The 23546-nt window shown below is 55.6% G+C and carries 18 protein-coding genes; 9 read left to right on the top strand and 9 right to left on the bottom strand.

The genetic code is table 11. The annotated features are described in order from the left end of the window. Positions 1–9 precede the first annotated feature (9 nt). Complete coding sequence (locus tag ACR0EO_RS15850; protein ID WP_480691470.1) at positions 10–903, top strand: LysR family transcriptional regulator; 894 nt, start codon at positions 10–12, stop codon at positions 901–903. Between the two features lie 132 nt (positions 904–1035). Then, on the top strand, positions 1036–2139 hold the full coding sequence (gene leuB / locus ACR0EO_RS15845; protein ID WP_480691469.1) for a 3-isopropylmalate dehydrogenase: 1104 nt from the start codon (positions 1036–1038) through the stop codon (positions 2137–2139). Between the two features lie 55 nt (positions 2140–2194). Here the strand turns inward: leuB and ACR0EO_RS15840 are convergent, their stop codons facing one another. After that, on the bottom strand, positions 2195–4384 hold the full coding sequence (locus ACR0EO_RS15840; RefSeq protein WP_480691468.1) for a transglycosylase domain-containing protein: 2190 nt from the start codon (positions 4382–4384) through the stop codon (positions 2195–2197). Between the two features lie 258 nt (positions 4385–4642). Here ACR0EO_RS15840 and ACR0EO_RS15835 point away from each other — a divergent pair, with 258 nt between their 5' ends. Further along, entirely contained in the window at positions 4643–4981 is a 339-nt protein-coding gene (locus ACR0EO_RS15835; protein ID WP_480531499.1) for a P-II family nitrogen regulator, read from the top strand. 33 nt (positions 4982–5014) lie between these two features. Further along, complete coding sequence (locus tag ACR0EO_RS15830; RefSeq protein ID WP_480691467.1) at positions 5015–6340, top strand: ammonium transporter; 1326 nt, start codon at positions 5015–5017, stop codon at positions 6338–6340. A gap of 121 nt (positions 6341–6461) precedes the next feature. On the opposite strand, the gene ACR0EO_RS15825 is transcribed toward ACR0EO_RS15830, so the two are convergent. The 4 genes from ACR0EO_RS15825 to ACR0EO_RS15810 form a co-directional block, all read right to left on the bottom strand. After that, the gene (locus ACR0EO_RS15825) at positions 6462–7646 is read right to left on the bottom strand and encodes an amino acid aminotransferase (RefSeq protein ID WP_480691466.1); all 1185 of its coding nucleotides are present in this window, start codon (positions 7644–7646) and stop codon (positions 6462–6464) included. Further along, the gene (sseA, locus tag ACR0EO_RS15820) at positions 7646–8500 is read right to left on the bottom strand and encodes a 3-mercaptopyruvate sulfurtransferase (protein WP_480691465.1); all 855 of its coding nucleotides are present in this window, start codon (positions 8498–8500) and stop codon (positions 7646–7648) included. Before sseA ends, ACR0EO_RS15825 begins: the two co-directional genes overlap by 1 nt. An 80-nt stretch (positions 8501–8580) precedes the next feature. After that, on the bottom strand, positions 8581–8850 hold the full coding sequence (locus tag ACR0EO_RS15815) for a CBU_0592 family membrane protein (protein WP_480691464.1): 270 nt from the start codon (positions 8848–8850) through the stop codon (positions 8581–8583). A gap of 25 nt (positions 8851–8875) precedes the next feature. Further along, a complete protein-coding gene (locus ACR0EO_RS15810; RefSeq protein WP_480691463.1) occupies positions 8876–9439 on the bottom strand; it encodes a helix-turn-helix domain-containing protein in 564 nt (187 codons plus the stop codon). A gap of 107 nt (positions 9440–9546) precedes the next feature. On the opposite strand from ACR0EO_RS15810, the gene ilvD reads away from it, so the two are divergent. Together ilvD and ACR0EO_RS15800 are read left to right on the top strand one after the other, a co-directional pair. After that, a complete protein-coding gene (ilvD, locus tag ACR0EO_RS15805) occupies positions 9547–11379 on the top strand; it encodes a dihydroxy-acid dehydratase (RefSeq protein ID WP_480691462.1) in 1833 nt (610 codons plus the stop codon). Between the two features lie 90 nt (positions 11380–11469). After that, positions 11470–11922, top strand: coding sequence for an NUDIX hydrolase (locus ACR0EO_RS15800; protein ID WP_480691461.1), 453 nt, complete (start codon positions 11470–11472; stop codon positions 11920–11922). An 85-nt stretch (positions 11923–12007) separates the two neighbouring features. On the opposite strand, the gene ACR0EO_RS15795 is transcribed toward ACR0EO_RS15800, so the two are convergent. Then, positions 12008–12826 carry a sulfotransferase family protein gene (locus ACR0EO_RS15795; RefSeq protein WP_480691460.1) on the bottom strand — a complete coding sequence of 273 codons (819 nt, stop codon included), beginning with the start codon at positions 12824–12826 and terminating at the stop codon, positions 12008–12010. Positions 12827–12967: 141 nt separating this feature from the next. On the opposite strand from ACR0EO_RS15795, the gene ACR0EO_RS15790 reads away from it, so the two are divergent. Then, on the top strand, positions 12968–14545 hold the full coding sequence (locus ACR0EO_RS15790) for a DUF5928 domain-containing protein (protein ID WP_480691459.1): 1578 nt from the start codon (positions 12968–12970) through the stop codon (positions 14543–14545). Positions 14546–14581: 36 nt separating this feature from the next. Here the strand turns inward: ACR0EO_RS15790 and amaB are convergent, their stop codons facing one another. Together amaB and ACR0EO_RS15780 are read right to left on the bottom strand one after the other, a co-directional pair. Continuing rightward, positions 14582–16093: an L-piperidine-6-carboxylate dehydrogenase gene (gene amaB / locus ACR0EO_RS15785; RefSeq protein ID WP_480691458.1), complete on the bottom strand. Its 1512-nt coding sequence runs from the start codon at positions 16091–16093 to the stop codon at positions 14582–14584. Positions 16094–16096: 3 nt separating this feature from the next. Continuing rightward, complete coding sequence (locus ACR0EO_RS15780) at positions 16097–17203, bottom strand: saccharopine dehydrogenase family protein (protein WP_480691457.1); 1107 nt, start codon at positions 17201–17203, stop codon at positions 16097–16099. A gap of 200 nt (positions 17204–17403) precedes the next feature. Here ACR0EO_RS15780 and ACR0EO_RS15775 point away from each other — a divergent pair, with 200 nt between their 5' ends. Then, positions 17404–17763: a hypothetical protein gene (locus ACR0EO_RS15775; protein WP_480691456.1), complete on the top strand. Its 360-nt coding sequence runs from the start codon at positions 17404–17406 to the stop codon at positions 17761–17763. A 986-nt stretch (positions 17764–18749) separates the two neighbouring features. Continuing rightward, the gene (locus tag ACR0EO_RS15770) at positions 18750–22379 is read left to right on the top strand and encodes a flavoprotein (RefSeq protein WP_480691455.1); all 3630 of its coding nucleotides are present in this window, start codon (positions 18750–18752) and stop codon (positions 22377–22379) included. Here ACR0EO_RS15770 and ACR0EO_RS15765 read toward each other — a convergent pair. Next, the gene (locus ACR0EO_RS15765; protein WP_480691454.1) at positions 22376–23539 is read right to left on the bottom strand and encodes a hypothetical protein; all 1164 of its coding nucleotides are present in this window, start codon (positions 23537–23539) and stop codon (positions 22376–22378) included. The two genes, ACR0EO_RS15770 and ACR0EO_RS15765, sit on opposite strands and share 4 nt — an antisense overlap. Positions 23540–23546: the final 7 nt, after the last annotated feature.

Raw genomic sequence — 23546 nt, 5'->3', positions numbered from 1 at the left:
CATTTCTGAATGGACAAAGCGCTTACTCATGCCGATTGGTCACTAATCCAAAGCTTTCTGGCTGTGGCCGAAACTGGTTCACTTTCAGCTGCTGCACGACAATTGGACCGAAGCCAGCCAACCCTCGGGCGCCAGATACACGCACTTGAAGATGAATTGGGCGTATCGTTGTTTGACCGTCACGCGCGCGGTCTGAAGCTCAGCGAAGTTGGTGCACAATTGTTGCCCATGGCACAGCAGATGCACACCGCCATGACATCATTTAGCCTGGCGGCCGCGGGGCAATCTCAGCAACTTGAGGGGTCGGTGCGCATCACTGCCTCAGTCTTTGCTTCGCATCATCTGTTGCCGCCTATTCTGGCGCAGATTCGAGCGCTCGAACCGGCTATCCAGCTTGAACTGGTGGCCACGGACACCACTGAGAATTTGCTGTACCGCGAGGCCGATATCGCCGTGCGCATGTACCGTCCAGCGCAGATGGATATCATCTCGCGCTATCTGGGGGATGTGAACCTGTGTTTTTGCGCCGCCCAGACCTATCTGGATCGGGCCGGACGACCTCAAAATCCAGAGGAACTGTTCAATCACGATCTGGTCGGCTTTGACGCCAATGAGCAGATTATCAAAAGGATGCAGCAACGGGGCTGGCCTGCCAGTAAGGACAGCTTTTCTACCAGATGCGATCTGCAGAGCGCCTATTGGCAACTGATCCGAGCCGGATGTGGGATCGGCTTTTCGCAGGTGCAGGTGGCTGAAGCCGACCCGGACGTCGAAGTATTGAATCTGGAAGTCGAGATCGAACCCCTTCCCGTTTGGCTGGCCGCGCCGCAAGCCATGCGACAAACACCCCGAATCCGGCGCGTCTGGGATTTGCTGGCCGACGGGTTGAAAGCCAGTCTTTGATCGAAAAGCGCAGGTTGGGCGGTGATTTCGGCCCGGAAACCGGATTTCCCGGCCACAAAGACCTGCTCGTCTCATTGACCCGATGCGGCGCAAGCGCTAGGGCCATTGCGACGAAACGCAAGGAGATCCTTCATGTCCAACCCCTCGCTCCTCATCCTGCCCGGAGACGGTATTGGCCCCGAAGTCATGGCCGAAGTGCGCCGCGTAATCGACTGGTTCGGTGCGAACCGCGGCCTGGAATTTGACGTGAGCGAGGATCTGGTCGGCGGCGCCGCCTATGACGCGCATGGCAAGCCCTTGTCCGACGAGACAATGGCCAAAGCTCAAGAAGTCGATGCGGTTCTTCTGGGTGCCGTTGGCGGCCCAAAATACGACGACCTGGATTTCAGCCTAAAGCCCGAGCGTGGCTTGCTGCGTCTGCGCAAGGAAATGGACCTTTATTCCAACCTGCGCCCGGCGCAGTGCTTTGACGCTCTGGCGGATTTCTCGTCGCTGAAGAAAGACATCGTTGCCGGTCTAGACCTCATGATCGTGCGCGAGCTGACCTCGGGCGTCTATTTCGGCGAACCGCGCGGCATCTTCGAAGAAGGCAACGAGCGTGTGGGCATCAACACCCAGCGTTACACCGAATCCGAGATCGAACGCGCCGCGCGTTCGGCTTTTGAACTGGCGATGCGCCGGAACAAGAAGCTGTGCTCGATGGAGAAGGCCAACGTGATGGAGGCCGGTATCCTCTGGCGCGAGGTCGTGGACCGTGTAGCCAAGGACTACCCCGAGGTCGAAGTGACCCACATGTACGCCGACAACGGCGCGATGCAGCTGGTGCGCGCGCCCAAGCAGTTCGACGTCATCGTCACCGACAACCTGTTCGGCGATATCCTGTCGGATTGTGCCGCGATGCTGACCGGTTCGCTGGGTATGCTGCCCTCCGCGTCCTTGGGTGCTCCGATGGCCAATGGCCGCCCCAAGGCGATGTACGAACCCGTACACGGCTCGGCCCCGGATATCGCAGGTCAGGGCAAGGCAAACCCGATCGCCTGTATCCTTAGCTTTGCCATGGCGCTGCGCTACAGCTTTGATCAGGGCGCTGAGGCCGACCGCCTTGAAGCCGCGATCGAGAAAGTTCTGGCTGACGGTGTCCGCACCGGTGATCTGCTGGCCGATGAAGGCGTTCAGCCGGTTTCCACCACAGAAATGGGTGACGCCATTCTGGCCGCTCTGGACGAAAGCCTGTAATCAGGCAACCAACTAGTTGCTAAAGGCGGTGCCAGTGCACCGCCTTTTTTGTATCTCAGTTTCCGAACACATTCTTGAAGAAGTTGTTGATGGTCTCTTCAAAGCCACGCCCTTGACGGCGGCGCTGCTGTTGGGGTTGTGCTGTGCGCACTGGAGGATCGGGTGCCAACATTGGCAGCGGCGTCGGAGTCATCCCTTCGGTAACGCGCAGCATCGTTTCTTTCCAGATTTCTGCAGGCAATCCGCCGCCAGTCACACCAGAAAGCGGCGTGTTGTCATCGTACCCCATCCAAACACCGGCTACGTAATCCGCGGTGAACCCGATAAACCATGCATCCCGCGCCGCTTGTGTCGTGCCAGTCTTGCCTGCCACCTGCCATCCGGGCAGTTGCGCCCGCGCGCCGGTGCCCTCGGATACCACTCGCTCCATCATCCATGTCAGCTGCTTTGCGGCTTTGTCGTTGATCACACGTTCGCCAATACCAGTCGTCGTCACCATTAGCGGGCTTTGATCGCCCAGCAGTTTCAGTTCAGTCAGACCATAAGGTTCAACGGCAGAGCCGCCATTCAGGATGCCAGCGTAGGCTCCTGTCATCTCAATCAGAGTGCTTTCAGATGCACCCAGAGCCAGCGCCGGCCCCTCAGCAAGATTGCTTTCTATGCCAAACTCGCTTGCCACGGTGCGCACATTCTCCAGCCCAGCGACTTCGGCCACTTTGACCGCTGGAATGTTGAGCGAGTTCTTCAGTGCATCCGCCAGAGTAACCCGGCCATAGAACTTGTTTGTATAGTTCTTAGGGCACCACTGACCTGATCCGGGGATGTTGACGCAATAAGGCTCGTCCACAACCGTATCCAGCGGTGAGTAGCCTAGTTCAAGCGCGGTAGCGTAGACAAATGGCTTGAAGGACGACCCCGTCTGCCGCAAGGCCTGCGTCGCCCGGTTGAACGCACCTGAGACCCGCGTCTTACGCCCTCCGACCATTGCACGCACGGCACCGTCCGCCGACATCACCACAATCGCAGCCTGCGCCTTGGACCCTTCGCGTACTTTCTCCTGAAAGATGTACTTAAGGGCTTCTTCTGCAGACTTCTGCAATCGCTGGTCCAAAGTTGTGCGGATCACAACGTCATCTGTTGTTTCTGACCCAAAGAAGCTGGGCAGCTCAGTAATCACCCAATCCGCGAAATACCCGCCTGCTCGTGCCGCTGCGGCCTCAGACAGTTGCGCAGGATTGCCGCGAGCACTGCTAGCCTGGGCGGTCGTCAGATAACCTTGAGCCTCCATCAACCCGATCACCAACTGCGCCCGGTCCTGCGAGCGTTGCAGGTTGTTCGTGGGCGCATATCGTGTGGGCGCCACCAGCAAGCCAGCCAACATCGCGGCCTGCGCTGGGTTCACCTCGGCCGCTGAAATGCCAAAATAACGCTGACTTGCGGCCTCAAAACCACGGGCACCTGCACCCAGGAACGCCCTATTCAAATAAATGGTCAGGATTTCGTCCTTGGAGTATTTCACCTCCATCGCCATCGCATAGACCGCCTCCTTGGCCTTACGCCACAGTGACCCTTGACGGCAATCCGCTTCATATGCGGCCTCGGATTCCCATTCGCTGGGCACATAAGGAACACCCAGACACAACAGCTTGGCGGTTTGTTGCGTAATGGTTGATCCACCGTGGCCTGACAACGGCCCACGCCCTTCGCTCAGGTTGATTCGAACGGCACTGGCGACGCCACGAGGGCTGACACCGAAATGACGGTAGAATCGCTTGTCCTCGGTCGCGACCACAGCGTTCTTCAAATGCGGCGAAACGGTATCAGCAGTGATCACTCCACCGAACTGATCGCCACGCCAGGCAAAGACCTTGCCGTCGCGGTCCAGCAAGGTAACCGACCCCCGCGCCCGACCATCCAACAGTGCGTCCACATCGGGCAGCGAAGTGTAGACAATGCCTACGGCAAGCGCCAGCAACAGGGCGGCCACCGCGCCCACGCGCCACGTAACCCCCCAGATCAACCGCCAAATCCAGCGGAACATCCGGCGAAAGAAACCACCACCGCCACCGCCGGTGGATTTCTTGCGCGTTGTCTTTCGGGTCGTTTTACGAGTGGTCGTTTTGCGCGCAGTCGCTTTCTTGCCTGCGGGCTTCGCAGTGCGTTTAGCCGCCGTGGGCTTGCGCCCTTTCGACGGGTATCTTTTATCCGCAACAAGCGGAGCCTTTCGGCGCCTGGACTCAGTCATGCTCAAACTCTGCCCGGTTTTCGTTTTGTCGCACCATACCCTGCCAAACCGGTGAAGTAGAGGTATGAATTTCCTGAAAAGGTCTTCCTCATATCGCCTATATTTTAATCATTCATCATTTTTTGTGCAAAAATTGTGCACCTTGCCACTATTTTCCCCAGCGTTTCGCCCCCCAACCCGTTCCTTACTGCGCGCAAGCACGCTTTTTTCTGCAGGTGCAAACAAGCCGGACAGACCGGGGAACCAGAGGGGAAGAACGTGAAACTGATCATTGCGACAATCAAGCCGTTCAAGCTGGAGGAAGTGCGTGAGGCACTGACCGAAGCAGGCGTGCGCGGCATGATGGTGACCGAAATCAAGGGCTTCGGCTCGCAATCAGGTCACACGGAAATCTACCGCGGCGCCGAATACGCCGTGAACTTCGTACCCAAGATCAAACTCGAGATCGTCGTACCTGCCACGATGGCGGACCAGATCGTCGAAACCATCACCAGCACCGCCAAGACCGGCAAGATCGGTGACGGCAAGATTTTTGTCCTCGATGTCGAGCAAGCCCTGCGCGTGCGGACCGGGGAAACGAACGAAGAGGCGCTGTAAGCGCCCCCACTCACTATCATTCGAGGACTAAAAATGAACCTGATGAAATCTCTCATCCCTGCCGCTGCGATTGTCGCGCTGCCGCAGATGGGCCTTGCGCAAGAGGCCGCTGGCGGCGAGACCGCGCAGCACACGCAATTTATTCTGACCTCACTGCTGTTCCTGGTTGGCGGCTTTCTGGTGTTCTGGATGGCAGCTGGCTTTGCCATGCTCGAAGCAGGCCTGGTACGCTCCAAGAACGTTGCCATGCAGCTGGTCAAGAACATGGGCCTGTTTTCCTTTGCTGCCATCATGTACTGGCTGATCGGCTACGGCCTGATGTACCCAGGCGATGGCTGGATGATCCCGGGCGTTCTGGGCGCAATCTCGCCAGCATCGCTTGAAGCCGTTGGCCTTGACGGCGTGAATGCAGACCTTTCCTACGCATCTGTGGGTTCGGACTTCTTCTTCCAGCTGATGTTCTGCGCCACCACCGCGTCCATCGTTTCGGGCACCATGGCCGAACGCGTCAAACTGTGGCCCTTCTTCGCCTTCGTGATCGTCCTGACCGGCATCATCTACCCGATCGAAGCTTCCTGGCAGTGGGGCGGCGGCTGGCTGTCCGAAATGGGCTTCAGCGACTTTGCTGGCTCAACTCTGGTGCACGCCGCAGGTGGTTTCGCAGCACTGGCAGGTGCCATCGTACTGGGCCCACGTATCGGCAAGTACAACAAAGACGGCAAAGTGGTTCCGATCCCCGGTTCTAACCTGGCACTGGCCACTCTGGGTACGTTCATCCTGTGGCTGGGTTGGTTCGGCTTCAACGGCGGCTCGCAGCTGGCAATGGGCACCATTGGTGACATCGCCGACATCAGCCGCATCTTCGCCAACACAAACATGGCCGCTGCTGCTGGTGCCGTCGCCTGTTTGATCCTGACACAGCTGATGTACGGCAAGGTCGACCTGACCATGGTGCTGAACGGCGCTCTGGCCGGCCTGGTCTCGATCACCGCGGAACCGCTGGCTCCAACCCTGTTCGAAGCGCTGATCATTGGTGCCGTAGGTGGTGTGATCGTAGTCTTCACCGTACCGATGCTGGACCGCATGAAGATCGACGACGTAGTTGGTGCGATCCCGGTTCACCTGATCGCAGGTTTCTGGGGCACCTTCATCGTGGCTTGGACCAACGATGGCGCATCGTTCGTAACCCAGATCATTGGTTTCGCTGCGATCGGTATCTTCGTCTTCGTAGTCAGCTTCATCCTCTTCTCGATCATCAAGGCAACTGTTGGCCTGCGGGTTGGCGAAGAAGAAGAAATCAACGGCCTGGATATGGGCGAGTTGGGTATGGAAGCCTATCCCGAGTTCTCCAAGGGCTAAGGCTTGAGTTAAAGAACCGAAAGCCGGGCGTTCGCGCCCGGCTTTTACTTTTGGTTAAACCCAACAATAAAAAAAGGCCGCGCAGATCAGCGCGGCCTTTGTTGTTTGATATCGTGTCTTCTTAAACGCCGACGTCAACAATCGCCTTCGCCAGAATCGGCACAGTGGTGGCGTTCAGGCCGGCGATGTTCAGACGGCTGTCGCCGACCATGTAGATGCCATGATCAGCGCGCAGTTTCTCGACCAACTCCGGCGCGGCACCCAGACGCGAGAACATACCGCGATGCTGGGCGACAAAGCCGAAACGGTCAGACCCGCTCAGGCGCTGCAACTCGTCAGCCAGTTGTTGGCGCAAGCCCAGCATAGACAGGCGAACTTCTTCCAGTTCCGCCGCCCAATCGGCGCGCAGAGCTTCGTCATTCAGGATCGTGGTTACGACGCGCGCGCCATGATCCGGCGGGAACGAGTAGTTCTGGCGATTCAGGAAGGCCAGAGTTGACTGGTTAAGCGAGGTCTGTGCCGCATCATCACTGATCGCCATCAGTAGACCGGTACGCTCACGGTAAACGCCAAAGTTCTTCGAGCAGGACGCCGCGATCAGGCAGCGTTTGACCGACGAGGCCACAAGACGGGTTGCCTGTGCGTCTTCTTCCAGACCGTCGCCGAAACCCTGATAAGCGATATCGATCATCGCAACGAGGCCAAGCTCATTGATGATGTTCACGACCTCTTGCCACTGCACCATGTTAAGGTTGGCACCGGTGGGGTTGTGGCAGCAGCCATGCAGCAGCACAACATCGCCTGCTTTGGCGGTTTTCAGGTCTGCAACCATGCCGTCGAAATCGACACCACGGGTTTCACCGTCGAAATAGCGGTACTGGACTGTTTCCATTCCCAGGTAGTTCAGGATCGACAGATGGTTCGGCCATGTCGGGTTCGACACGAACACACGCGCCGAAGGGTTGGCCATGCGGATCATCTCAAACGCCTGACGGCAAGCGCCGGTGCCACCGGGGGTCGCCACAGCCGCGATATTCGCGCGCGGAACCGAAGTACCAAGGATCAGGCCGATCATCGCGTCAGCATAGGCCGGATCGCCAGCCAAACCGGTATAAGCCTTGGTTTCCTGCTCTTCGAGAATGCGCTTTTCGGCAGCTTTGACAGCACGCATCACAGGCGTCACGCCCTCGGCATTCTTGTAGACGCCAACACCCAGGTCGATCTTTTCATCGCGCGGGTCTTCGCGGTACATCTGCATCAGCGCCAAGATCTTATCGGCGGGCTGCGGTTTGAGGTTCTCGAACATCAGTTCTCTCCGGTTGCGACGGGCAGGGTCGGGAAAGCACCCCATTCAGCCCAGGAGCCGTCATAAAGCGAATGATCTTTCTTACCCATGCGTTCCAACGCAAGGCTGAGGATCGCGGCGGTCACACCCGATCCGCAAGACGTGATGGCCGGCTTTGACAGGTCAACGCCAGCGGCTTCGAACACGGCACGGCAGTCATCGGGCGACTTCATCGTGCCGTTCTTGTTAAGCAGTGTCCCGAATGGCACATTGCGCGATCCCGGAATATGGCCCGAACGCAGACCTTCACGAGGTTCAGCCTCGGTTCCGGCAAATCGGGCGGCCGAGCGGGCGTCAATGATCTCGTGATCGGCCAATTTCGTGGCAGCCGACACTTGGGTCACATCGCGGACCAGATGGTTCTGCACGCGTACCGTCATATGTCGATCACGGATGACTGGAGGCAGATCCTCAATCTCACGGCCTTCGGCCTGCCATTTCGGGAAACCGCCATCCAGAACGGCGATATTCTCTTGTCCCATCAGGCGAAACATCCACCATACCCGAGCGGCGGACATCAGCCCGGCACCGTCGTATACAACAACCTGATGGCCATCGCCCACACCCATCGCCCGCAGGCGCGACATGAACTTTTCGACTGGTGGCGCCATATGCGGAAGGTCAGATCGCAGATCCGAAATCTCGTCGATATCGAAGAAGCGCGCACCCGGAATATGAGCTTCGTCATATTCGGCTTTGGCGTCCCGTCCCTGCTGCGGCAAGTACCACGAGCCGTCCAGAACCCTAAGGTCCGGATCGTTGATATGGGCGGCAAGCCATTCAGTGGAAACGAGTGTTTTCGGATCGTCCTGCATTAAAGCCTCCCCTAAGCGAGCTTGGTTTGTCCCTATACGCGCGCGCATTTGGGTTCAAGGCTGGATCAGGTTTTGAACGGCTACCGTACGCGTCGAAGCCGAAAAAACTGAATGATCCCGATCAAGCTGATCAGAATCCAAAAAGACTCGATCAACATCGACGCCAGATTGAAGTTTTCAAGCAGCGAATAGACGATCAGGATTGAGCCCCCGAGGTTCAACAGCGGAAAAGCCAAGTCATCCGAGTTCATCATCCGCATTTGGGTTGCGAAGTAAGCCGCAACAACGATCAAAGCGCCGAATGAGCCCACTGCATCCGCCAATGTCAGGCTTTCCCATAAACCAGTCATCAAATACCTTTTTCAATACGTTGCTTCAGCCAATCGCGGCCAGAGCGTCCAGTTGTGCGTAATGGTGCATGTTCAGAAACGCGGCGCCCATTTCTCCTGCGCGGTAACCATGTGGCAGATCCGCAGCAAAACGCAAACCCTGCCCTGCCGACAGCGGCACCCACTCGCCGTCTCGCAAAATCTCAAGCGATCCGTTTAGAACAAAAACCTCTTCTGTCACGCCGGTCGCGTGCGCGGCGCTTTCGTGGCTTTGGTTTGGGGCAAGGTCGACGTGAAAGGTCTCCGCGCGCAAGGCAGGATCAAACGGAAAGACAATCTTAACCTCGATGCTGCCGGGAAAAGTCACTGTATGGAATACGTCCGAACTGGGTGTGTCGCGCAAGGCCTCCGAGCCGATCAGGGCGCTCAGCGGCAGCTGAAACCCTTTGGCAATCTTCCAAAGCGTTGCGATGGTCGGGCTGGATTCGCCGCGTTCTATCTGGCCCAGCATGGCTTTGCTAACGCCGGTCATTTCGGCCACCTTGGACAGGCTCAACCCTGAGGCCGCGCGCACATCGCGTAATTTTAAGTTTATTTCGTCTGGTGCCATATCGATCGTCTTCCGAATCCTCTTGTGCGTTATAGCGCACATGTGATACGTGCGCTATAACGTACGCAGCCCGAATATCGCAAACGGGGCAAAAGGGAAACAGCATCATGCCAATGTACCGATCCAGAACCTCCACCCATGGCCGCAACATGGCCGGTGCCCGCGGCCTTTGGCGCGCGACCGGAATGGGCGACGATGACTTCGGCAAACCGATCATCGCCATCGTCAATTCATTCACCCAGTTCGTCCCCGGACACGTCCACCTTAAGGATTTGGGCCAGATGGTTGCGCGTGAGGTTGAGGCCGCAGGCGGCGTCGCCAAGGAGTTCAACACCATCGCGGTGGATGACGGTATCGCCATGGGTCATGACGGGATGCTGTACTCGTTGCCGTCACGCGAAGTGATCGCGGACTCGGTCGAATACATGGTCAACGCGCACTGTGCCGATGCAATGGTTTGCATTTCGAACTGCGACAAGATCACCCCCGGTATGCTGATGGCCGCCATGCGCCTGAATATTCCGGCTATCTTTGTCTCGGGCGGCCCGATGGAAGCCGGCAAGATCGACATCGCCGATCTGGAAGCCAAGAAGATTGACTTGGTTGATGCAATGGTTGCGGCCGCTGACGACAAGTTCACCGACGAGCAGGTTCAGCACATCGAAGAGAACGCCTGCCCCACTTGTGGGTCATGCTCGGGTATGTTTACCGCCAACTCGATGAACTGCCTGGCCGAGGCACTCGGTTTGGCTCTGCCGGGTAACGGGTCCACACTTGCCACACACGCGGACCGCAAAGAGCTGTTCCTTGAGGCCGGTCGCCGCATCGTCGAAATCACCAAGCGCCACTATGATCTCAACGAGAAAGGCTTCCTCCCGCGTGAGATCGCCACTTTCGAGGCTTTTGAGAACGCAATGAGCCTTGATATCGCCATGGGTGGGTCGACCAACACCGTTCTGCACCTTCTAGCCATCGCACATGAGGGCGAAGTTCATTTTACCATGTCCGACATGGACCGCCTCAGCCGCAATGTACCTTGTCTGTGTAAGGTCGCACCGAATACCGAGAACGTTCACATGGAAGACGTCCACCGCGCTGGCGGAATCTTCTCGATCCTCGGTGAGCTTGGCCGCGCCGGGCTGCTGCACGAAGATTGCAGCACGGTACACTCTGGCACGATGGGTGAAGCGATTGCCAACTGGGACATCAAAGTCGCCAATAACCCCAAGGCTCAAGAGTTGTTCAAGGCCGCCCCTGGCGGCGTCCGTACCACGCAAGCATTCAGCCAGTCGAACCGCTATAAAGACCTGGACACCGACCGCGAAAACGGTGTGATCCGCAGCAAGGAACACGCCTTCAGCCAAGATGGTGGCCTGGCCGTTCTCTTTGGCAACATCGCCCGCGACGGCTGTATCGTCAAAACTGCAGGTGTTGATCCGGCCAGCCTGACATTCACCGGCTCAGCCTATGTCTGTGAAAGCCAGGATCAGGCCGTGAACGACATCCTGACCGGCAAAGTAACTGCTGGCGACGTAGTGGTGATCCGCTACGAAGGACCGCGCGGCGGGCCGGGCATGCAAGAGATGCTGTACCCAACCTCGTACCTGAAATCCAAAGGTTTGGGCAAAGCCTGCGCCCTGCTGACCGATGGTCGTTTCTCTGGCGGCACATCCGGCTTGTCGATCGGTCACGTTTCACCCGAAGCCGCCGAAGGTGGCGAAATCGGATTGGTTCGTCAGGGCGACAAGATCGAGATCGATATCCCGAACCGCACGATCCATCTGGCCGTGTCGGACGAAGAGTTGGCAGCACGCCGCGAAGAGCAGGACGAAAAAGGTTGGCAACCCGCCGAACCCCGCAAACGCAAGGTCTCCACGGCGCTTAAGGCCTACGCCAAACTGACCACGAGCGCGGCAAAAGGGGCCGTGCGTCAAGTCTAATACAGTCTGGAAAAGCTTTCGAAAGGCCTCGTTGTATTGCGCAACGGGGCCTTTTCAGTTTGGGTGGCCCAACAAACGAACGAGGAACAGATGACGATCTGGCGCCCACATCCAAGTATTCGCGTCAAGGCAGTGGGACTATTGTGGAGGGGCAAACGATTGCTGGCCGCAGATGTTCACGATGACAGCGGTTCACTGAAAGGTGTGCGCCCTCTTGGCGGGTCAGTCGAATTCGGCGAGACATGGCAGAGCGCGTTGAAACGCGAGTTTCGAGAAGAGCTTGACGTTGACGTAGAAATCGCAGGCCCACCGCTGGTATTCGAGAACATCTATCACCACGAAACAGGACTCGGGCACGAAATCATTTTCGCTGCGGACGTGGTCCTCGCCAACCAATCGACTTTGCCAGACACTACCATAACTTTCGCAGAGGATAACGGTGTCATTTGCACAGCAAGTTGGCGGACCCTCGACGATCTAGATACAGCAAATGGCCCTGATCTTTTTCCTACTGGCCTGAAACAAAAGCTACTAGCACGCTAGAGAGTTCGGGTCCGGCGCCGTACCCAACAAGAGGAGATTTCCGTCCGATTCACTGTAGATGAAGGGGAGCAATCCCGATGCTTAATCAGTCGCCAAGCTTGGCGTGCACCTCATCCAGATCGATCTCACCTATCGGCATCTTATTTGCCGGGTTCTCGAAATCGTATTTGAACAGATCGAAATCCTGTTTGTAGATCTCATAGACCAAGTGCATGGAAAGGTCGTCAAAATAGGCTTCGACAGGGTGTGCTCGTTTTGGGCCATGCCCCTCAGATTCATTGAACCTTGGGATTTCTGACAGGTTAACCACGTTTGGCGTGTTGAGGTTGTCCAGAACGCCCTGCATCCCATCGTTGAACTTTTCAGTCCAGAAAATCCGATCGTAGCGCCCGCCATTCACGATGAAGGTTGAGACATGGCCTGACATAGCAGACCAGTGAATGTCTGGATCCATCGGCCGACGCCAACGGATGGTATCGCGGGCGAACAAAAGAAAGCGGCGAAAGCTGGCAATCTGGTCAAATTCTCCCTTGCCGTCATCGCCACCAACTTCGATGCCGTAGTTGTATATCAATGTGGGGACAAGGTTGCCCCGATATCGCTTACCGTTCCGTTGAATGCCGCAGATCTTGTCAAAAAACGAACTCAAAATCCGCGTGTAGGGATTGCGAACGCAGGTAAACGAATATGACGCGTGGTTCCTGATGTTACCTGAGATTCGATCTTGGCTATGATCGAAAGCCCATTTGTGCATCCCGTCTTTTGCGTCGTGAATATCACCGTCAAAAAACTGACCATGATCCGAGTAATACATGATCTGCCCAATGGTCGAACACGCGCATTTGGGCACAACACGATAGACCATACTTTCACTTTCGGTCATCCATGTACCGGGAAAACCCATCTGCAGTGCCTCCTTAACGGGTAAACAATTAACCTACACGCCCGCTTAGTTACCTAAACAACCAAAAATATTCTGTTTATTCAATCGCCCATCCTCAGTATCACGGGTCAAACAAGCTGAAACGGATATCACAGAAACGATATGGCAAGGATTGCCTATATTCTTTTGTGCCACAAAGACCCAGAAGCGATCATTGCACAAGCCGAGCAACTGACCGCCGCCGGTGATTGTATGGCCATACACTTTGATGCGCGCGCCAACGCGGCCGCGTATGAGCTCATTCGTAGTGCGCTGAAAGACAATCCAAATGTCACCTTTGCAGCCAAGCGCATCAAATGCGGTTGGGGCGAATGGTCTCTGGTGCAGGCCACGCTAAATGCCCTGCAAGCCGCCGTGGATGCATTTCCACGCGTCACCCATTTCTACATGCTGTCCGGTGACTGCATGGCCATCAAGACGGCTGAATACGCACATTGGTTTCTGGACGAAAATGACAAGGACTACATAGAAAGCCACGATTTCTTTGCCAGCAACTGGATCAAGACCGGCATGAAGGAAGACCGGTTGATCTATCGGCACTTCTTCAACGAGCGAACGCAAAGCAAGTTGTTCTACACCTCGTATGACTTGCAAAAGCGCTTTGGCCTGACGCGGGACATCCCGGCGGACATACAGGTGATGATAGGCAGCCAGTGGTGGTGTTTGCGTCGCCGCACAGTCGAGATGATCCTAGAGTTCCTCCAGCAGCGCCCGGATGTGATCCGCTTTTTCTCAACCACATGGATTCCGGATGAAACGTTCTTCCAAACATTGGTCCGTCATCTGATACCAAGGGAAGAAATCGAAAACCGTACCCCAACCTTCCTAATGTTTTCGGATTACGGGATGCCGGTCACCTTTTACAACGACCACTATGACATGCTGCTGGGGCAAGATTACCTGTTCGCCCGCAAGATCAGCCCCGAGGCACATGAACTGAAAGAGCGGCTCGGTAAGCTCTACGCCAGCGAAGGTGTCGAGTTCAAAATTTCGAACGAAGGCCGAAATCTGTATGGATTTCTGACTGGTCGAGGCCGAGTTGGACGTCGCTTTGGGCAACGTTTCTGGGAAGCCAGCAACACATTAGGCCCTGAGCGCGACATCTTTATTATCGTCTGCAAGAAATGGCACGTGGCCAAGCGCCTGGTCGATCAAATCGTTTCGGAAACCGATATCCCGTGCGTTGAATACTTGTTCAACGAAGAGGACACCGCCCTGCCCGACCTTGGGGGGATTGAGACCACACTGGTAAAAAGATCACGGCATCGGCGTGCCGTTGTCCGCATGCTGTTCGACCACTTTGGTAAAGACAGGCTTGTGCTGTGTGTAGATCCGGCCAATCTGGACATCATTCAGGATTTCTGCGCCGATCAGGCTAAGACGCACGTTCTGGAGATCGAATGCGAGTACTCAGACGATTATCTGATCGGACACGCGCGTCGAGTCGGTCTGGCCGGTGAGAACAGCCCCACTGAAAGTGTAGCTAATCTGGTGCCGACGCTCCGCAATTCGATGGCGTATGAATCTGAGATGATCCGAGGAGCAGGATTTGACGGGTATCTACGTATCCGCGAATCCAACACTCGTGCTGAAAACGAGGCTGCAGTGGCCGCGTTTCTCGACGTTTCACAAGACAAGGCTCATGCGGTGATGCGCCTGGATTACCTGTTTGCGGATTGAACCGGCGGCGTCGCGTGACACCGCCAGTTAGCTTAATCAGATATCGAACTTGACGCCTTGTGCCAGCGGCAGTTCGGCCGAGTAGTTCACGGTGTTGGTTTGACGCCGCATATAAGCCTTCCAAGCATCCGAACCGCTTTCGCGCCCTCCGCCTGTCTCTTTCTCACCACCAAAGGCGCCGCCGATCTCTGCTCCGGACGGGCCGATGTTGACGTTTGCAATCCCACAATCCGAACCGGCTGCAGTCAGGAATTGTTCGGCCTCACGCATGTTAAGGGTGAATACGCAAGATGACAGCCCCTGCGGCACATCGTTCTGCAGCTCAATCGCATCGTCAAATTCATCGTAGCCCATTACGTATAGGATCGGAGCGAATGTCTCGGTTTTCACCGTAGCGGTTTGCCCAGGCATTTCGACAATTGCGGGCTCCATATAGACCCCTGCGGGTACGCTTTCGGTCACACGGCTGCCGCCAAACACTGTACCACCTTCAGCGGCTGCGGATTTCAACGCTGCGGCCATAGCCGCACCCGATGCTTCATCCACCAGAGGGCCGATCAGAGTGCCCTCGGACAGCGGATTGCCAATCGGAAGACCAGAGTAAGCCTTCTTGAGACGGCCAACCAACTCTTCGCGGATCGAATTGTGCACGATCAGGCGACGCAGAGTTGTGCAACGCTGACCGGCAGTGCCGACAGCCGAGAACACGATCGCCCGCACCGCCATTTCCAGGTCGGCCGAGGGCCCAACGATCATCGCGTTGTTGCCACCGAGTTCTAGGATGCACTTACCAAAACGCTGTGCCACGACTGGCGCAACGGCTCGACCCATTCGTGTCGATCCAGTGGCCGAAATGACCGGCACGTCCTCGCTGGCGACTAGCGCCTCGCCCAGCGCGGCGCCACCAATCAGAGTCTGCAATAGGTTTTCAGGTGCGTCACCGAACCGGGCCAGTGCGCGTTCGAAAATCTTCTGGCACGCCATCGCTGTCAGCGGTGTCTTTTCTGACGGCTTCCAGATTACTGTATCACCACAAACCAGGGCGATCGCCGCGTTCCACGACCAAACTGCAACCGGAAAGTTAAAGGCCGAGATCACACCCACCGGGCCTGCCGGGTGCCAAGTCTCCATCATCCGGTGGCCTGGGCGTTCGGACGCGATGGTCAGGCCATACAGCTGCCGCGACAGACCCACTGCAAAGTCGCAGATGTCGATCATTTCCTGCACTTCGCCCAGACCTTCGGATGTGATCTTGCCGGCCTCCCAGCTGACCAATGCACCCAGATCATCTTTGGCTGCGCGCAGTTCTTCACCCAAGAGGCGGATCAATTCACCACGGCGCGGAGCCGGAACAGTGCGCCATGCCTTAAATGCCGTTTTGGAGCGGGCAAAAATCGCATCCATTTCCGAGGCTGGTGTTTCGTGCACTTCAGCAAGAAGGCTGCCATCGATTGGGGATCGCACGGCCAGCGTACCACCCGTTAGCTCGGCCTCCTTCAGATCCAGATTTGCGAGCGTGGTTTGGGCTGTCATAACGGTGTCTTTCATTTCTTAAGCCGCCTTGTTTTGTTCGGTTACGTCACCAGCGCGATAGAGCCGGCCAAATTCTGTGTTGAGGAAATCGGAAAGGTTCACTTGTTCCTGCCGGACAAACCCTTTCGAGGGCAAAGCACCGGTCCGCATCAGATCAACCACTCCCAGGACGCCAGCAGCGGTCGTGACCTGAATCGCACTCCAGACATGTCCGTTTATTGTGCGGGCAAAGGATTTGTTGATCAGAGATTTTTCCCGCAAGGTGCCATCAATCATGCCCTTCGCCGTGCAATAGACCAGAACCACATCCTGATCTGTGCGCGGCAGAGCGGCCTCAAAGATGTCTTTCAACAGATCACGGCGGCGCTCTAACCCCAGATCCTTGAGCAACAGTTTCAGGATATCGCAATGGCCGGGATAGCGGATAGAGCGGTAGGACACGGCCCGCGCTTTGCCATCCAGTGTTTCTGGCAGAGCTCCCAAGCCACCAGAGGTGTTGAAACACTCATACTCGACGCCGTCGTGGCCCAACACCTCGTAGTCTTCCAACGGAGCGGTCTTGACGCGTTCGCCGTTCACGATGGCATCGCAAGGGTTGCAGTATTCGTTGATCAGGCCATCGGTCGACCAAGTCAGGTTGTATTTCAACGCGTTGGTTGGATAGAGAGGCAACGCCCCTACCCGCATGTGCAGGCTGTCCAACTCATCGAATTCAGCCGCCAACGAGGCCCCGGCAATGCCGACAAAGCCAGGTGCTAAACCGCATTGGGGCATAAACGCAGTTTCACTGCCTTCGGCCAATTCGCGAACGGCATTGGTGGCCGCGACATCCTCGGTCAGGTCAAAGTAGTGTGCGCCAACAGACTTGGCGGCTTTGGCAATACTTGGTGTCAGAAAGAACGGAGCGGCGGAAATAACCGCGTCAAAGCCGGCAAGTCCCTGAGCTAATTGAGTGTCATCTCCAACATCGATTTGACGGGTCGAAACCCCTAGCCGATTTAGAACGGACAAAGCCGCCAAATCACGGTCGGCAACTGTCACGGAATAGTTCGACGATGATTGCAGCAGACTTGCGATCATCTGTCCGATCTTGCCTGCGCCGATGACACAAATTTTCCAGCTCAAAACGGGGCCTCCTCTTTCCTTTTGGAAAGTATGAGGCCCCGAGTGTTCGAACCGCAGAGGTAATCTTGACGAAATCGCAGATTATTCCGTTAATTTGACGATTTTACCGACGTATGGTCAAGTCAGGCGGTTAGCACCATTCGCGAATCCGCTGCCTCGGACGGTGGCGCTTCGCTCGTGACATCCAACTCTGAGAGCGCATGTTTTGCGGCTGCGATAACCGCTCGCACCATCTCAGAACTCATCCGCCCGATACAGCCGATGCGGAAATTTTCAACTTCGGTCAACTTGCCTGGATAGATGATAAAGCATTGATCTTTCATAAGATCATGAAACCGGTAAAAGCTGAAGTTAGGGTCCGCTGGACAGAAGAAAGTCACAATGATTGGGACGACCACTCATCCAACAACAAGGTTTCAAAGCCAAGTGCACGCATCCCATTGTGCATGCAGGTCCGGGCTGAGCGAATTGCAGTTGCCCTTGGCATCGGCAAGGGCTGTGTTCCGGGCCAGCACAAAATCAAAGCAGGGAACCTCTTCGATACCTTTGTTTGCGGATGAAACCATAGCGTCGAAGGTGTAATCTTCGGACTACAAGGTTACGGGCCCAAAGGCGGACAAGCTGTCAATCAATAGCTTTCGATCCGACGCTGCTATTGCTTCAGAGATTTCCCTCAGAGGATTCAGGATACCCGAGCTGGTTTCGCAGTGAACGGCAATGACATGGGTGATTGCTGGATCATCTGCTAAAAACCTTGCCACCTCGGCCCCGAGTGGCGGCCGGTATTCCCCTTTGTCCAACAAATCATATCACGCCCGGCATAGGCGAGGGGTTAAGCCGCGCGTTTTCCATAGGCGCCGCTGGACAGCACCAATGCTTAGCCCTTGGGCGAGATCATTGAGGTTAACATAGCCTCAACCACAAAACTTCCCGATCCCTGCATCGGCACACACTCATACGCATCTTTGCCATTCCCCAGCAGGCCTAATAGCCGCACACACAGATCGGCCGTCACGGCGCGAAAATTATCATGCCAACTGCCCCAATCCCGCATTATGGCTTGCTTTACGGTGAATGAAGTCGTCAGAGGCCCCAGTGTCGGCAAAAAAGGCTTACCGAGTTCAGGGCGGGATAGGGAAGTCGTGATACCGAACCTAATTCAGAGAAAACACTTGCCTCGCCTTCCATTGAGATGAGGGCTTTTTCTCTAGCTGCCATAGAGTTTTCCAATGACAATGACGTTGCTAGAAAAATGGCATCAAACTTCGGCCAATCTAACAGGACGGATGTGAACAAAAAACAGCCCTGATTACGAAGTCGTACAATCATATCAACGTGATCCGTGATTTTTGTATCTAAATAGGATACGGTTCATCCAATTGAGCCTATTTGTTTGCATTTTATTTCTCAGGCCTTTGGTCCGCCCATCTTAGCCTTGATCGCCGAGGCCAGGGATTAACTCGACCACGGACCGCCTGAAAGCTGCCTATGGATGCAACGCTGGCTCGTTGACGCGTTTGATGGCCAAGTTCAGGGGGGAAACAACGTGCCTAAGGATCCTATTGAAAACACTATGCCTTTTGACCCAACAGACGAAGACTGGGCATTGATTAATGCCGTTCTGCCTGCGGATGACCCGTCAGTCGTCAAACCACATTTTGAGTTTTTTGAAGTGGCCGAAGACACGGTTCTGCCTTCGCGGGGGATGTATGTCGTTCTCGGCGGCGTGGTGCAGCTGCGACAGGACCAGACTATTCTGGCGACGGCAGATATCGGTGATTATTTCTATGAAGAGCACCTTAAGATCTTTGATATACCTGTCAGCCTCGAAGCACTGGCAACACCCGGCACAAAGCTGGCCTATCTGTCCAGCAAACATTGGTTCGAAATACCAATCGAAATCCGCGAAGCTTGCTATTCTACATTGTTCGGTGACTTGGTCAGCGTGCATATGCAGAACTTCCAGCAGCCCATCAATTGTTGCAGTGTGACTGCCGCAGCACTGAGTATGTCGGCGCTTGGTTTCAGTTGCGAAGTAAACGACATCTTTCGCGAATGCTCGCTGCCAACTTCCTTTGTGGTGAATGACGGCATTTCGCTGGGTGAACTCTATGACGTCGCATGCACGTTCATTCACACGCAAGGACTGCGCGAGAAAGTACAGGTTCAGGCCTATTTCATGGACGAGGCCACAACCTCACCAGAATTGCTTCTTGAGGCGATTGACGAATCCAACCGTCTCGGCGGGGACAACGACATCCTGGTCGCGAATTTCCAGGTTGGCGTTGCACACGGTAAAGAGAACATGCCGGGCGGGCATTTTGCAATTATTGCCAAGTGTAACCCCAAAACCGGCCTGATTCACATGATGGATGTGCACCCCGAGAAATACGGCAAGCTGTGGGTCACCACCGTTGATCGGATTTGGGCCGGGATGTCTGATCGCGACGGAACGTCGATGCGGTCACGGGGCATTCTGCGCTTTTCGGCTCGCGAGGCCGTAAAAACCCATTTGCAGACCCTAAAACAGGACTGCAACTACGTCGACAGCACGCTTTACCTGGCGAAAGACCCCAAAAAACGGCGCAATCTGTTTCGGCGGGCCAGCCCGAACATGAACTCGCTTGGGGTATTGGCAGAAAGCCTAGCGATCCTGGGGGATGAGCAGGTCGACGAAGATAAACTGCTGATCGCAACTCAAACAGACTTCACCGAAGCCATTAGCCGGGTGTCTACCGCCAAAGAAATGCATGCGATGGCGCAACGGTATCTCAGCCAGTCGCCGGACGTTCATCTTGGCAGCGTTTTCCGCAGCTATGGGACGCGCCCCGACAAAGGTAACAAAACACCCGAAGAGTGGTTTCGGGATCAGCTGCGTAGCCTGAACAAACACGAAGATCGTCACTTGATGATCAACATAGACTTCAACCGCGTTCTCGGCTTCGAAGTCATCCGCCCGCCAGAAAACGTGTATCGCGAAACCGCGCTGCTGGAAGAATTCTGGTGTCTGTGCATCGCGTATGATGAAGAAACAGACCTTGTGACAGTCGTGGACATGAGCCCGGCAACATCACAAGTCTGGCAGGCGCCGAGAGGGCATATCTTCCGTGGTCTACGCGACCTCAAGAGCCCCGCAATGCTGGTGATTGAGGAACAAGAACCACCTGAAGACCCAACCGACGTTGCGCGCGTCGTACTAAAGAACGAGATCGTGCTGTATTATGCGGACGAAGACCCTTGGTCCTACATGCTGCGCAGTATGCTGCGCAATATTGGCATCACAACCGCCCGTCTGATCGACATCGAAGGTCATGGCGCCAATGTCATGAAGATGCGCCGGCAGTTGACGATGATGACCGGCAAGGAAAAGGCTCCATACCTGTTCTTCCAAGGCGAATGCATGGGACGGCGGCAAGACATAGTCGACTCTGTACTGGACGGCAGCTTTCAGAAGCGTGTGAAAGAAGCTGGTCTGCCTGTCCTGCTGCGCCACGAGTCCCCCAGCCTGGACAAAAACATCTTTGGGTATCCCAAGGGCGGCTTGACCGACGCACCAAGCGAAAAGCGCAACGTGTTGCTGTGCGCCTGTGGGTCCTCGGCGGCGGATAAGGTGCCGGACCTGGTCAAGCGGATCAAAGACGCAGGCCACAACGTCAAACTTATCCCTTCGGTTTCGGCCGAGAAGTTCTTTCGCGATATCGAAGTTGAGGAGGAAACCGGAAACATCAAGAAAACCCGGCCCAAGAAGATCGACGACTATATCTCGCACCACGACTATTACCGAGATGATGACGAGTGGAACTTTCGGTACACCGAGTTCGGAATGCCATTGCGAGCCTCACACCTTGCATTGTGCGACTGGGCAGATTGCGTGATCGTTGCGCCGGTTACGTGCAATACCATGGGCAAGATTGCCAACGGGATCGCCGACAATCTGCTGACATCAGTTTTTGTGGCATGGCAGTACCGGAACAAGCCGGTGATCCTCTGCCCCGCATGCAACACGAATATGTGGAACAACGTCACCACGCAGAATAACGTAGAAAAGCTGCGTGACCTCGGCATCGATCTGGTCGGGCCACGTAAAGGACGACTGTCTAACGGAATGATGGGGATCGGCATGATGGCGACCCCGGAGCAGATCATGGAGGTTCTGGACGAAGCCTTCGAAGAACTGGCCGATCAGGAACATAACATCTGCAGATGGGCACAGGAGGCTGCTGCTGCCGATAACTTCCAGCAATGGACACGCGTGTTGCAGGCCATCGACAACGGGATGACCGGAATCGACATCGTTGATGATTCCAACGGCGACACCTTGTTGCATTACGCAGCAGGTGGCGAAGGTGAGTTGCACGAGAATGGGGTAGATCTGGGCAAACCAGACCTTGAGGCCGCGCAGGCACTGATCGATCGGGGTATCAACGTCAACGCCAGCAATGACCACGGCTTTACCAGCCTGCATGTGGCCGTAATGAACAATTCGGTCGAAATGGTAGAAATCCTGCTCAAGGCAGATGGCATCGACGCAAGCTCATGCATTCACTTCCTGCAGAACCCGAACAATACCAAAAATATAAAGGTCGCCGAAGAGATTGTCGAAATGCTGGATGAATGGGCCAACACCCACACGCTGACGGAATTAGAGGAAGAGGACGAGAATGATCTGATCGACGATCGGGAAAAGACCTATCTCTATTTCACATATGGTTCACTAAAGAAGGGGTTCCCGAACCACGATGCCCATGCCGAAGTACTGGATGATTTCGTGGGTGAGGCGGTAACCCGACAGCGTATGCCTCTGATCGTGCCGAACGAGCCGCATTGCGATAACCCTAATTGCGGCTTCTTGCACCGCATGGCCACGCTGGTCGACCAGAAAGGCCGCGGCAAAGCGGTAATGGGCGAGGTCTACCGAGTCTCATCTACCGGGATGAAGGAACTGGACAAGCTGGAAGGGTATCACGGCCCCGGTTCTCCCGAGAACGTCTATGTGCGAAAACGGATCAACGTCTTGATCAACGGCGTGAAAAAGCCGGCCTATACCTATGTGATCGCTCATCCCACCCAGTATCTGGATCAATGGGAGAAAGGCACGTCTGGAATCGTAGCGGAGTACACACTGGATATGGCCACGGGCACACCCAAACCGGGGTACACGCCACCGCCGGCCTAGTTTTGCATCTCGATCACGGTTGCATCCTCAGGATCGGCTTTGAGGCTAAGGTTGTAGGCCGTGATCCCAACCATGCACAGTAGAACAAAGGGCCAAAACGCGGCCTTGGGTATAAGATTGTCGCGGTAGTGGATGAAACGCAGCGAGGGGACCGCCTCTGATGCGAAAAGGTAAGTGTTCACGGATACAGCCAGCAACAGGAAATACATCAGGAAAAAGAACGACTCCATGTAGATCACTGGCGATCCGGCAAATCCTTCTCTCAACTGAACATGGGCCAGCAGGATCACAAAGAACAGAACCGAACAGGTGCCGATCACGCTTGAGGTGCTGAAGTCGTGCCGCTCTACCAGATTGGGGCGGCGGGTCACGGTCATAACCGCACCAAACAGCAACATCGTCACCACAATCAGAGGGATCATGTGGACAATGAAGGCATTCCCAAAGTTTCGCTTGATGACAAAGTTATAGTGCAGTTCCGGCAGATTGGTCTGGAACTCATTCTCACCGATACCCAGCGTTGTGTTCAGATCGGACAGGCGATAGTCGAAATAGGTGTTTTCACGCTCCCACGTGCCCATAACAATGTGCGGATCGATACCGAAGATGTCGCTCGGCCCAGTAGCCGGATATGCTGAAAGATCTGGGATTAGAGCCACATTTGTATCGAACTCTGCGGGCCAGAAGCGAACCCAGACTGTTTTGTGGTCGAACGGGTAGCTGGTGTAATCGAAGTTCTGTCGCAGGGTCTGCTCAAAGTACCAGCCGATTAGTTCTGAGCCATTCTGATCCATGCGATAAGCTTCTTCGATCAGGCCGTTTGCGGCATCAGTGGCTTCGGGCAGAATGAAACCCACCTCACCCTTTACCGGTTTGATCGCATCATGGGTGCCGTCCAGGTAGTGCTGCCAAATATAGCCGCTGACATGTAAGTCGCTTGCCCCGATGAAATAGAAGGATTTGATGAAGATGCCGGTTTTCACGCGGTATTCCGGCACGTTCCCAAGTTCTTTAAAATAGTCGTCAACCGCGGCTTGATCCGGCAACTGCGTCGGATCGCCTTCGAAGTGATTCAATGCGACCAACAGCTTGAACAACAGCAAGGCCAGACCAAACGTCAGAGCACCGGAAATCAACCAAACCTTCTTTTCTATGCTCATTCAGCCC

This window comes from Ruegeria sp. BE9, assembly GCF_056538765.1.
Note: the sequence above shows the minus strand (reverse complement) of the source record. Positions and strands in the feature narration are given on the sequence as shown.